A 12006-nucleotide genomic window follows, 5' to 3' on the forward strand; every position below is an offset into this window, starting at 1 on the left:
TGTTTATATCATAACTTATCACAGCAACCACTAAGATTGATGCCTGCAACAAAAAATGACAATACTGAAGGTATTGTCATTTTATTTATGGTGATACTAAAACTGGATTTAATCGTGATGATATTTTTTAAGCAATGACATGCATATATATCTTTAACATAGTGGCTAAGTTTTTCGGTTAACTTCTTTGTTGGGATTAGCCTTCTTGCGCCAGGTATTCAATAATTTGTTCCATGTTCAGATTAAAATCATCAGCACGCACACACTTTACAATTAAGTCATCAGTGACGGTTGCCAAATCAATTTTTTTATCAGATGCAAAATGATCCGGTTTTAGATGATAAAAGGGTTTCACAAGAGGACGTATTGGATCTTGAGGATTATGGCCTTCAACGATAGCCAGCCTATTTGATTCAAGTTGTACCACAGAGCCAACAGGATAAACTCCCATACAGCGAATAAATTGGTCGACTAAATCTTTATCTAATTCATTGTTGTCTGCTAACGCACGTAAAATACTAAAGGCTTTTACCTGAGCATAGCCTTGTTTGTAGCAACGATGAGAAGTGAGCGCATCGAAAATATCACAAATGCTGATCATACGGCCATAAAGGGTAATTTTATCAGCCGTTACGCCGAACGGGTAACCCAAACCATTGAGTTTTTCATGGTGTAGGCTCGCCACTTCTAAGCTCAGCGCACTGATCCCAGGAGTATTTTTCATGATCTCAATAGAGTAACTGGCGTGAGTTTTCATAATATGAAACTCTTCTTCAGTCAGTCTATCTGGTTTGTTGAGAATGCGATCGGGGATCATGATTTTACCAACATCATGTAAAAAAGCCCCGATGGCCAGTTGATTAACAATCTCTTTGTCGATTTTCTTGTATACGGCAAACATCGTCATGAGTACTGACACGGACACTGAATGCTCAAGTAAATATTCATCTTTATTACGAATATTAATCACACATGATAAGGCATTGGGATTATTAAAAATTAAATCTGTTGATTCTGTGGTAATTTTTTCTACCGGATCCATGTCTAACGGAAGACCGTGCTGCGCATTATGAAACAGCTTTTTTTGAATGTCTTTTGACTCATTGAATACTTGGCGCGCTCGTACTATTTCTTGATTAAAGAAATTTGCTGTCACATCGGTGCGCGCAGGCGTGACTTTCTGAGGCGCTTGAGGCTTAGGCACATTGACCTTAAGATCAACTTTTTCAACAATAACTTCACTTTTACTGGTATCAATGAGCAGCTTAGTAACCGACTTTTGTTTTAATGCTTCGATAACACGCTTGCTTTTAATCACACCTGGCTTAGTTAATGAAAACATGTCTTTAGGTTCAGTGATTTCAACTACATACATTCCAACATCAACGTCAGTAATGTTATGTTCAATCAGCATATATCGGTTCCTTGGGTATTTATTTGCATCAAAGATAAATCAGTTACTCGGTATTTATTCATACAGCATTGCATAAGATAGTTCATTTAACATTGTAATATAAGCAAAAATGCTAAGAACATCAGCCTGTAGCACAATCTTTAGCATTATATTGTTCAAAATGTTTGTGCAGTTAATCAATAATGTGACAGGAGTACTATTTGGATATTATGCCTAATTAGCCGTGAGGTCCAATGGCTTTGAACAATCATTATTTAATCGTGTTATTTTAGCCCGATTTATAGAGTTTATACCGTTAATACAACCCTTTAAATACAGGTGTGAATATTGGCTAATGGCACATTAGCCTGAGTTAAGACACTGGTAATGTTCAACAATAGAGATTCTGGTCATTGAGAAAATAACGCTATGCTAAGAGTTACTAAATATCATAAATGATTTGAGTCGCGTGAAACCTGTACGTTAACCCTTGGGCATACATCCATATATCGCATATTTTCGCTTATGCTTTAGCATATACATCAGCCGATATTGCTCATTTTATTAATGTTATGGCGTTAGTAATTGCCGTAATGAGTGCCTTAGCTGTTTAAATACTGGTTCGCTGCTATAGCGATGATGTTGAATGACATCGACATTTGCTTGCCAACCAATTTCTTTGAATTCAGAGGGCAACAGCACTAATTGGCCATTATCTACATAGCTGTTGGCAATATGATTAGGCAGCAAGCACCAACCATGTCCCTGTAATGCCAGTTCAAGTAAAATATAATAATTGTCGGCATACCAAACATCAGGACTAATGGCTAACTGAAAGCTACTGGATTTGGTATTGCGTGAGCGCATTAATAATTGGCGGTGCAGCTTTAAGCTGGCTAAGTTATCACATACTTGTTGTGCTAGCGCATGGCTACTGGCGACATACATATCAAACTTAATTGAGCCAATGGATTCAAAATCAATTTGCGTTGGAATAACCAGTTCACTGAAAATAATTCCAGTGACGGCTCGGTCAGTGTCAATCATATCGATAATATCAATGCTTGAAGCGGTTAAAAATTCTAAGGTGACATTTGGGAAATTTGCTTCTAACTCATTAATAATATTTGACAGTTTTTGCAGTGGAATGCCTTCATCTAAGCCAATGGTTAACTCTGAAAGTGTTTGCTGTTCTAAGGTTTGGGCGCAATAGCGTAAGCGTTGATGCTGCGCTAATAAGACTTGGGCATGTGGCAACAGCTTTTTACCGGCCGAGGTTAACTGCGGATATCGTCCTCTACGATCAAATAAGCTAGCGTTGCAGTCTATTTCGAGGTTTATCACATGCTGGCTGACCACCGACTGCGCTTTATGTAAGGATCTTGCAGCAGAAGAGAAAGACCCAGTTTCTACTGTCGCCACAAAGGCCTCAAGTTGCTCAATACTATACATATCGCTTTTCCCGATGTTATCCAACTATTATGTATCCCTATTCTGGATGACAATAGTTGAAAGGTCACGATATATTGAGTCTATTATGCAAGGTAAAGAAAGAGTGTTTCAGGCGATAACGTTTGAGCTGCTGGCAATGGCGCTTATTGTGCCGACAAGCGCGTTAATGATGAAGCAAGAGGCCAGCGATATGTTGGTTGTGAGTATTGGTTTGTCGTTATTTGCTATGTTATGGAATTACATTTATAACGTGTGGTTTGATAAAATAGTTGGTCCAAATAGGATTGAAAGAACGTTACTGATCAGGATTGTGCATGCATTGTGTTTTGAAGGCGGCATGTTGTTGGTCACTATTCCATTAGTATCATGGTATCTGTCATTAAGCCTTATCGATACCCTGATATTAGAAGCTGGAGTGTTGATTTTTATTTTAATTTATACCGCGGTCTTTAATTGGCTTTACGATATATATCAACCGTATCAAAAATGGTTTGCTAATTTTGCCCAATAATTTGGTTTATTAAATTGGCTCAATAATCGTTAACTTATATTACTTGTATAAACTAATGATTACCTGTGTGGTCTATTAACGCCTAAGCGGAGTTTGTTTATATTACTGTCATGATTATTGTCATGATCACAGTGCCATCTTAGCCCGTCAATAATTATAAGCTGGATGTGAATGTGAAACATGACTGCCTAGGTTGCACATCTTATTTACGCAAACCCTTTTGCTGGGGTTATGGCTGGTCGTATCCTAGAGATTACGGCTCGTTAACTGTCGATGAGCTTAAGCAAGTTGAGCAACTGTCACAACCCTTATTAGTATCACCATTCTAGTTCAACTCAAGAGGGGGCAATATATGGGGCTACCTAGCCAAAATGATACATTTGCGTTTTGAGCTTACACGCGAACACTATTTGTGTTTTCTTGAGAAAAAGTGAGCGATTGTTTTCTTCGTAACCACTCAGATGTCTCTGGTTTTTAATATCACTTATCGGCTAGTGTTAACATTTCAGACCGATTAACTCACGCTTTGCAGCTTATTACTTTCAGCTGGTTATTTCAGTTTTTTAATTGATGCTATGTCTTTTATAAACCCATCATCATCAACTAAGTCCGCTAAAATTCATCCACGGTCATGAGTGATGTTGTACCATCCATCACGCTATATTAGGCTTAAGCGATATAGTTAACATCACTACTTGCACCACAATATAATTTAAGAGTACAATCGTGCGCTGAAATTGAGCTAACACTTGTGCGCTAAAATGAATCTATTGACCCGGCTTAACCAAGTCACCGCAAAAACCTTATTCCATACTGACTCTCTTGGCAGTTATTTCGAACCTATTATGCAACGCATAAAGCCGGCTTGGCGCACCCATTGGTTTCGCGCCCAAGTGTTGGGGCATCAATTACTTCGTGCCGATGTTGTGCAACTAGACTTGTCTGCAGATAAAGCCTGGCCGCAAGCCATAGCAGGCCAGCACGTGTTATTGACGGTAGAAATTAATGGCCGTTTAATGACCCGACCTTTTTCAATCTCCTCTGCACCCGACCAGTTCCATAGCCAATACCCTAAAAAGCGCGTGATTCGTTTAACCATTAAGACCCATGTTGACGGTGCTTTTACGGCAAAATTATTGGCGAATATTACCGCGGGTAGTTACGTCAATTTAAGTGCGCCACAAGGTGAGTTTGCAGTAAGTGACCGTATCCAACCATCAACACCATTATGGTTTGTGGCGGCTGGCAGTGGCATTACGCCATTTATGGCGATGCTAAACCAACTGGCGTTGCTACCACAACAACCACACAATCCCATTAATTTGGTTTACTTTGCCAAGCCGGGTGAGCATTTGTATGTTGACGAACTCATGGCGTTACAGCAGCAGTTAAACCAATTAAAAGTGCAATTGCTTATTCGTAAAAATGGCGACAATTTAGCGGATGCTCTGAGTGACTGCACCGTGCAAAGCCAAGTGTTGGTATGTGGCCCAGGCCAGTTTAAGCAGGATGTTGATCGCCAATTAGATGCCATTAATCACCCGTTAAAGCAGCGGCAAGCGGAGTATTTTCAAGCTCCGGTTATGTCGCAAACACACAGCGGCGAGCAGCATATTCAGTTAACCCAGCGTGGTAAACAAACCCAGCTAACATTAGCAACCAACAACTCTTTACTCAATGGCTTAGAGCAACAGGGGATCAGTGCTAATTTTGGTTGCCGTATCGGTGTGTGCCATCAATGCCAGTGTATTAAAAAATCTGGTGTGGTGAGGAATATGCGTACCGGTGAGATATCACAGCAAGGTGAGCAATTAATTCAATTATGTATTTCTCAGGCGGTGACGCCACTTGAGTTGGAACTGTAAAGTGATGAATAAGAATATTAATTTTGATCTGTTAGCTAACGAGTTAGATGAGTTGAAACGTCAAACGTTAACCGAAGTTGGCACAGCCGATGCGGCCTATATTCGTAACGTCATTGTGTGGCAACGAGCTTTAGAGTGGGGCGGGCGTGTGTTATTGATGTTGGGGGTTATTCATCCACTATGTTGGATAGTGGGTGTGTTGAGCTTAGCCAGTGCCAAAATTCTCGACAATATGGAAATCGGTCATAATGTGTTGCATGGACAATACGATTGGATGAACGATCCTCATATTAACTCGCGTCAGTTTGATTGGGACATAGCCTGTGATGGTAAAAGTTGGCAACGGATCCACAATTATGAGCATCACACTTATACCAATGTGATTGGTAAAGACCGAGATTTTGGTTATGGTTTGTTGCGTTTGTCGAATGACTTTTCCTGGCGGGTTAAAAACCTGTGGCAATTTCTCACTTACCTAAATTTAAGCATGCTATTTCAGTGGGGAGTTTCTTATCATGAACTCGCTGCAGAACGTGTTTTTATGGGCAAAAAGAAACAAGACCGTCCATCAAAAATTGATCCAAGCGAACTGAAACGACGTTTTTTTAGTAAAGGCGGTAAACAATTATTCAAAGATTATCTGCTATTTCCCTTGCTCGCGGGGCCGCTATTTTTGTGGGTGCTATGTGGTAACTTAATCGCCAATTTAATTCGTAATTTATGGACATCGACTATCATATTTTGTGGTCATTTTACCTCAGATGTTCATACCTTTAGCCAAGCTGAGTGTGAAAATGAAACTCAAGGTCAGTGGTATTATCGCCAGGCATTAGGTTCGTCGAATATTCTCGGCGGCAAATTATTCCATATATTCACTGGTCATTTGAGCTTTCAAATTGAACATCATTTGTTTCCCGATCTGCCATCGTCACGCTATCAGCAAGTGGCGCCAAAAGTGCAAGCTATCTTTGCCCGTCACGGTATTGCTTATCATACGGGACCTTTTTTACGTCAATATAGTCAAGTGGTTAAACGAATACTGCGTTATTCGCTACCTTAAATTATCTTCAGGTTAACGGATAAGCACTTCAACTGAATTGCTTTTTTATCAGTAAAATAGTCATTGGCGTCATTGTTGTGAGCCGCTAATATAGGCTAATCGGTTTAGAGTGGATATGCGAAAATGATTGCGTCAGGCAAAGGTGTACGAGCGGTTGCGGTATTAGAAGCCAGTAAAGGAATGTTGGCTTTATTGGTTGCTATCGGCCTGCATGCATATGCTGGGCAAAACCTGTCGGCGCTGGCAACACAATGGATGACTCATCTGCACTTAAATCCTGCGAGTCACTATCCCGGTATTTTTATTTCGGCCGTTAGCGCACTATCATCATCGAGTTTAACGTTAATGGCAATAGGTGCTGCAGCATATACCTTAATTCGTTTTATTGAAGCTTATGGTTTATGGCATAACTTACGCTGGACTCAATGGTTCGCGTTGGTCAGTGGCGCGATATATCTGCCTTTAGAGCTTTATGAAGTGGTTAATCACTTTAACTTAATGAGTGTGGTGGTGCTGATAATTAATCTACTGGTGGTGGGGTATATGTATGTGGTGTTATTTCCTCGTCGCGTTTCAATATGAGCTGTATTTCAAAATTTTTATAAAGCGATTAAGTTGAACTATTAACATAAATTAATCGTTGAGAGTTGATCCTTTATATCATGATGTTAGTATAAATACATTAGTAACGTTAACGATGAGTTAGCCACAGCGCTATTCATCAACAGCAACTATATGGTGTGTAATATATTGTTAAGGCATCGGTTAAGATGTTATTGGTTTATTTTTAAATGAGACCTATGAGTTGAGTAATAATGTTAATATATAGACTCTATTAATAGGTTTAACACATAGGTTTAATACTATACACTGATGCAATACTATATTAGTTAAGTTGGTATATGCATTAAGGTCAATATATTGTTATTCGATTTTGTGCTTATTTTATTAAGCGACTTATGAATAACGTGTATTCACCATTTATACAAATGCTGTAATGTTATGACTAATTAATTCTACTCTGAGAGGAATAAAATGACAGACATCGATATTGGTATAAAAAAAGACGACCGACTAAAAATTGCTGAAGGCTTAAAAAGTTTATTAGCAGATTCATATACACTTTATTTACAGACTCATAATTTTCACTGGAATGTAACAGGCGTACACTTTCGTGAGTTACACCTGATGTTTGAAGAGCATTATACTGAGCTTGCGGTGGCTGTTGATGATATTGCTGAACGCATTCGTACATTAGATGTAGCAGCACCGGGGACTTACAAAGAGTTTGCTCGTTTAAGTTCAATAAAAGAAGTTGAAGGTGTACCAAGTTCTGCAGATATGGTTGATTTATTAACCCAAGGCCATGAGCAAGTGGTCAAAACATCGCGACAAGTGCTTAAATTAGCTCAAGCGGCTGATGATGAATCAACCGCTGCATTAGTGTCAGATCGGATGCGCATACATGAAAAAACTGCATGGATGTTAAGAGCGACACGCAAGTAAGCTGCTGTATGAGATCAACCGCTTCTGGTTGGCGTTATATAGCTAATAAAGGCTAATAACTTGCAGTAAAATCAAACCGCTGTCTTTGCTACAGCGGTTTGTTGTTTTTGGCTTTCGGATACGAAATTTATCGATCTCATTAGCCAAAAACGATAATCTATCGTTTTGATTTTTTGACGATGCTATTGTGACCGATAAAGCCCTTAATAAACTTGCTAAGCATTTATATGCTCAGCGTGCTATTCCTCATCCTAACTCAAACTATTTAGCCTTTGTGCCCCAAAGTATTGAACAGGCTATTGCTGTCCAACAATTGATGATAACTCAACATGGCACCATTGCGGGTTGGAAATGCCTAGTTCCGCAAGCTAATGGTCAGTTAATTGTTGCGCCAATATTATCAACAGCAGTGAGCCAGACTATTGATTGCGGCATTATACCCAGTATTAAAGACGGGCAGCCAACCGCGCTGATAGAGCCTGAAATTGCGTTTATTTTAGGTCAGGACATTGAGCCTTATCGCCATTACAGTAGTGATGACATTGACCAAGCTATTAGTGCTACACACATGGCTTTAGAATTGATTCAAAATCGTTTTAGTCGTGAGATACAACCCAGTTTTTATCAAAAACTTGCCGATGGCTTGAGCAATCAAGGTCTGTACATAGGTCCAAAAATTGACACATCGATTGCTTATCAAGCCAGCCATATTGAGGTGGTGGTCAGTGACGGTGAACGCACCGCAAGATTACAGCAATTTTCTGGGGTACACCCTTGTGAATTACCCCAAAACCCTGTGTATTGGTTAATTAATTACTTAGCAAAATTGGGCATTAAGCTCATTGCTGGTCAAGCCATTATCACGGGTTCATATTGCGGTGTTGTCAAAGTCCCCATGGCAACAGAAGTGAATATTGAATATACAGGTATCGGTCAATTTAATATCAAGTTTTATGACTTACTTGCCTAGTGGAGTTGCTGGCGGATTTAAAGCTGTCGTTAAATAATACGACATATTTTAGTTATCATTTGTTAAAAATTAAAAAAGCGCTCAAGGCGCTTTTTTAACTTTCTAATTGAATAAAGAACTCTTCTAGTTCTCTGTTTACTGTGTCTGTATCGCCGGTGGCTTTGAGATAAGATCGTAAACCAATAATGTGTACTTGTAGCTTTTTCGCCACTTGAGATTTATCTAATTTGCTTGGTAAATCACCATCATGCTGAGCTTTTTCTATGATACTGGCAAAGCGATGCTCAACTTGAGTCAGCAGATCTTTAGCTATGTTCAGTGTTTCTTGATGAGACTCATCGAGTTCAGCTAAGGTGCGCACAACCATACATAATTCGCTTGGCACTTCGGCACAGCAAGGCACGATAATACTGCGTAAATATTGCTTAAATCCATTCCAGGCACTGTCACTTTGGGCTATTTTTTCATTTAAATCACCCGTGGAGGTTTGCACGTAATGAATCAACGTTTGGTGAAATAAATCGGCCTTACTACCGAATGCGGCATATATGCTGCCAGGCCGCATATCCATGGTAGTTTGAATTTCTCGGGTCGAAGTCGCCAAAAAACCTTTTTGCCAAAATAGATTTTTTGCTTTTTCAAGTACTTCTTCACGATTAAATTTGGAAATATTAGCCATTAGTGCCTCTTTTAGTTAGATCACTATTTTACGACAAGCCGGTAACCTAAGGCCAGCCTATTGTGCTAAATATTAATTATCAAGCGTAACAGTTATCTATTGTTAACCTTAAAATAGGCACCATATAAGTGACTCAATACAGCCATTGATGCGTGTTATCATTTAGCGTTTTTATCGTTAGCATGAATCAAGTTAACGTTAAACAGCAGTAATTCATTTATAATAAATGACTTCAATATTATGTTTTGTCGTCATTATCTGCTCACTTATTTCAAAGGTGAGGCTAAACTTGCTTGCCAATAATCACGTCAGTGTGTTGTTGTGAATTAAATGGTCAATATTGGCATCACAATGGTGAAATAGTTTGATAAAGTGATTTGCTATTATGGCAACGTCAGAATAGTGGCAGCAGGGGATTGAGCTGAATATATCATCAACATTAGGATCGCAATAGTATGGCAAATGTGAACATGCCTTTTAACGCAAGTCAGCAACAATTGGCCTTACTACGACTGGTTAATTGGGGTTTAAAAATTGGGCTGATCTTGTTTGCCACAGACTTATTTGGGTTAACAACTCCTCCAATAGCTTTATCATACGTGCTAATTATTGAAGCTTGTTATGTTGGCTTTAGTTATCGTTTTCATCGACTGAGCATGAACAACAATGGTTTGTTGTTTTTAACCTTATTGTTAGACACTTTGTTTTGGGCAACCTGGTTATATTTTACCGGCGGGGCGACCAATGCTTTCGTATCATTACTGTTATTACCGATAGCTATTTCTGCCATTACCTTGCCTCGTTGGGCGCCTTGGTACTTAACTATAGTATCAACCGCATTTTATACCTTAATGATTGTCGATATTTCAGATGAAATGCGCGATCCCGCTATGGCCCATGACATGAGCCAAATACCAATGACCCATACGATGCAAGCCAATCAGGCTATGCCTGTAAGCCACAGTATGGATATGGGCTCGCACTATTTAGGCATGTGGTTTAATTTTGTGATTTCTGCATTGGTGTTAACGGTTACCGTAGGTTTTATCGCCAAACGGATACGTCAAAAAAATGCAGAGCTACGCTATTTACGCGAAGCCCAGTTACGCCAAGAAAAGATTTTGGCGTTAGGCACCGCATCAGCACAAATGGCTCATCAGCTGGCAACACCATTGGCAACATTACGCTTATTGGTTGATGAACTGTTCGAATCGGCCAATGATGCTGAACAAACAGAATTGATTAGTGAGATGCAACAAGCGCTTAATCGATGTGAAGTTACCTTAAGCGATTTACGCCTCGCCACAGAGTCGATACGCGAGCATAAATTAACCCACCAACCGGTTAATCAATTAGCTGATATGTTGATTGACCAAGTGAATTTATTAATGCCAGAAACTCAATTAAACATCACCTTAACGCCACAAGTCGAGCAGGGGATCTTATATACCGACATGAGCTTATTACCTGCGTTAATGGCCCTGATCCAAAATGGCGCTCAGGCAAGTCAAGATAACCAGCACTCAGCCGTTGTTGATATCAATATCAGCCTGTCACAGCCACAAGAATTGAGCATCACTATTCGCGATTACGGTGTCGGCATTGCTACTCATTTGCTTCATACCTTAGGTAATAATATGGTAAAAAGCCCTAAAGGGATGGGCATCGCGGTATTATTAAGTCACACCAGTTTTGAGCGTTTAGGCGGTAAGTTATTCCTTAAACCGCACCCAGATTGTGGCACCGAAGCCATAGTGACATTACCGCTTAGTGTACAAAAAGCGAGTTGAAGCTAGTTTAACGAATAGAAGCGAATCGAAGTAAACAGAAGTTGAAATAAAGATAAGCTGGATTGAGATCACTATGAACAAGCTATTGATTATTGAAGATGATTTGGCCCTAGCTGCCATTTTAGCCCGCCGCCTCGGCAAGCATGGGTTTGAGTGTAAAACCTGCCATCACGCCAGTGATAGCTTATTAATGGCAAGGCAATTTGTGCCCACCCATATCGTGTTAGACATGAAATTAGCCGAACATAATGGCTTGTCGTTAATTAAACCCTTAAGACAACTTTTACCCCAGGTACACATGGTATTGCTCACTGGCTTTGCCAGCATCGCCACCGCCGTCGAAGCCATCCGCCTTGGAGCAGACAATTACCTCGCCAAACCCGTCGATACCCAAACGTTATTAAATGCATTATCCGTCTCGGCTGAAACCACAACCACTTATGATGATATTGTAGAACAGCCACTTAACCCCAAGCGCGTTGAATGGGAACACATTCAACAAGTGCTCGCCAACAACAACGGCAACGTATCAGAAACCGCACGACAATTGGGCATGCACCGCAGAACCTTACAGCGGAAGTTATTGAAAAAGCCTACGGCAGATAATCGGTAGGAAAGGTGGCTAAACCAAGTGTCATTCCGGTAATGCTTTTGAGCCGGAATCTAGGGTTGTTCTTTTATGTTTTGTGCTTTATGGCTTAAGGCCGCTATCGTCGTGGCGCTTCGCTCACACCAGATCAAAAGGGTAAAGCGCATTCTTATTTATAAATCAGCCTTTGC

11 protein-coding genes are annotated in these 12006 nt (G+C 40.0%); 8 read left to right on the top strand and 3 right to left on the bottom strand.

The window, feature by feature from the left end; translation table 11 throughout:
• Positions 1–196: 196 nt before the first annotated feature.
• Both H5123_RS04975 and H5123_RS04980 read right to left on the bottom strand, forming a co-directional pair.
• The gene (locus H5123_RS04975; RefSeq protein ID WP_182697209.1) at positions 197–1414 is read right to left on the bottom strand and encodes an HD-GYP domain-containing protein; all 1218 of its coding nucleotides are present in this window, start codon (positions 1412–1414) and stop codon (positions 197–199) included.
• Positions 1415–1963: 549 nt separating this feature from the next.
• On the bottom strand, positions 1964–2845 hold the full coding sequence (locus H5123_RS04980; RefSeq protein WP_182697210.1) for a LysR family transcriptional regulator: 882 nt from the start codon (positions 2843–2845) through the stop codon (positions 1964–1966).
• A gap of 85 nt (positions 2846–2930) precedes the next feature.
• On the opposite strand from H5123_RS04980, the gene H5123_RS04985 reads away from it, so the two are divergent.
• The 6 genes from H5123_RS04985 to H5123_RS05010 all read left to right on the top strand — a co-directional run bounded on the left by H5123_RS04985 (position 2931) and on the right by H5123_RS05010 (position 8757).
• Positions 2931–3356: a PACE efflux transporter gene (locus tag H5123_RS04985; protein ID WP_124015984.1), complete on the top strand. Its 426-nt coding sequence runs from the start codon at positions 2931–2933 to the stop codon at positions 3354–3356.
• A gap of 761 nt (positions 3357–4117) precedes the next feature.
• A complete protein-coding gene (locus H5123_RS04990; protein WP_182697211.1) occupies positions 4118–5221 on the top strand; it encodes a flavin reductase family protein in 1104 nt (367 codons plus the stop codon).
• A 4-nt stretch (positions 5222–5225) separates the two neighbouring features.
• A complete protein-coding gene (locus tag H5123_RS04995) occupies positions 5226–6281 on the top strand; it encodes an acyl-CoA desaturase (protein ID WP_124015986.1) in 1056 nt (351 codons plus the stop codon).
• Positions 6282–6404: 123 nt separating this feature from the next.
• The gene (locus H5123_RS05000; protein ID WP_182697212.1) at positions 6405–6863 is read left to right on the top strand and encodes a DUF2127 domain-containing protein; all 459 of its coding nucleotides are present in this window, start codon (positions 6405–6407) and stop codon (positions 6861–6863) included.
• 453 nt (positions 6864–7316) lie between these two features.
• On the top strand, positions 7317–7787 hold the full coding sequence (locus tag H5123_RS05005; RefSeq protein ID WP_011637305.1) for a Dps family protein: 471 nt from the start codon (positions 7317–7319) through the stop codon (positions 7785–7787).
• Between the two features lie 187 nt (positions 7788–7974).
• Complete coding sequence (locus H5123_RS05010; protein ID WP_182697213.1) at positions 7975–8757, top strand: hypothetical protein; 783 nt, start codon at positions 7975–7977, stop codon at positions 8755–8757.
• A gap of 94 nt (positions 8758–8851) precedes the next feature.
• Here H5123_RS05010 and H5123_RS05015 read toward each other — a convergent pair whose 3' ends face one another.
• Entirely contained in the window at positions 8852–9436 is a 585-nt protein-coding gene (locus H5123_RS05015; protein WP_182697214.1) for a TetR/AcrR family transcriptional regulator, read from the bottom strand.
• 455 nt (positions 9437–9891) lie between these two features.
• Here H5123_RS05015 and H5123_RS05020 point away from each other — a divergent pair, with 455 nt between their 5' ends.
• Positions 9892–11226, top strand: coding sequence for a sensor histidine kinase KdpD (locus tag H5123_RS05020; protein ID WP_182697215.1), 1335 nt, complete (start codon positions 9892–9894; stop codon positions 11224–11226).
• Positions 11227–11299: 73 nt separating this feature from the next.
• Complete coding sequence (locus tag H5123_RS05025) at positions 11300–11839, top strand: response regulator transcription factor (RefSeq protein WP_182697216.1); 540 nt, start codon at positions 11300–11302, stop codon at positions 11837–11839.
• Positions 11840–12006 lie beyond the last annotated feature (167 nt).

It is taken from the genome of Shewanella sp. SR43-4 (assembly GCF_014163845.1).
GTDB classification, from domain to species: Bacteria; Pseudomonadota; Gammaproteobacteria; order Enterobacterales; family Shewanellaceae; genus Shewanella; species Shewanella vesiculosa.

Excerpts from the sequence above, each read along its gene's own strand:
- H5123_RS05005 (WP_011637305.1), top strand. The coding sequence starts at position 7,317 with ATGACAGACATCGATATTGGTATAAAAAAAGACGACCGACTAAAAATT.
- H5123_RS05015 (WP_182697214.1), bottom strand. The coding sequence starts at position 9,436 with ATGGCTAATATTTCCAAATTTAATCGTGAAGAAGTACTTGAAAAAGCA.
- H5123_RS05020 (WP_182697215.1), top strand. The coding sequence starts at position 9,892 with ATGGCAAATGTGAACATGCCTTTTAACGCAAGTCAGCAACAATTGGCC.
- H5123_RS05025 (WP_182697216.1), top strand. The coding sequence starts at position 11,300 with ATGAACAAGCTATTGATTATTGAAGATGATTTGGCCCTAGCTGCCATT.
- H5123_RS04990 (WP_182697211.1), top strand. The coding sequence starts at position 4,118 with ATGAATCTATTGACCCGGCTTAACCAAGTCACCGCAAAAACCTTATTC.
- H5123_RS04995 (WP_124015986.1), top strand. The coding sequence starts at position 5,226 with ATGAATAAGAATATTAATTTTGATCTGTTAGCTAACGAGTTAGATGAG.
- H5123_RS05000 (WP_182697212.1), top strand. The coding sequence starts at position 6,405 with ATGATTGCGTCAGGCAAAGGTGTACGAGCGGTTGCGGTATTAGAAGCC.
- H5123_RS04985 (WP_124015984.1), top strand. The coding sequence starts at position 2,931 with ATGCAAGGTAAAGAAAGAGTGTTTCAGGCGATAACGTTTGAGCTGCTG.
- H5123_RS04975 (WP_182697209.1), bottom strand. The coding sequence starts at position 1,414 with ATGCTGATTGAACATAACATTACTGACGTTGATGTTGGAATGTATGTA.
- H5123_RS04980 (WP_182697210.1), bottom strand. The coding sequence starts at position 2,845 with ATGTATAGTATTGAGCAACTTGAGGCCTTTGTGGCGACAGTAGAAACT.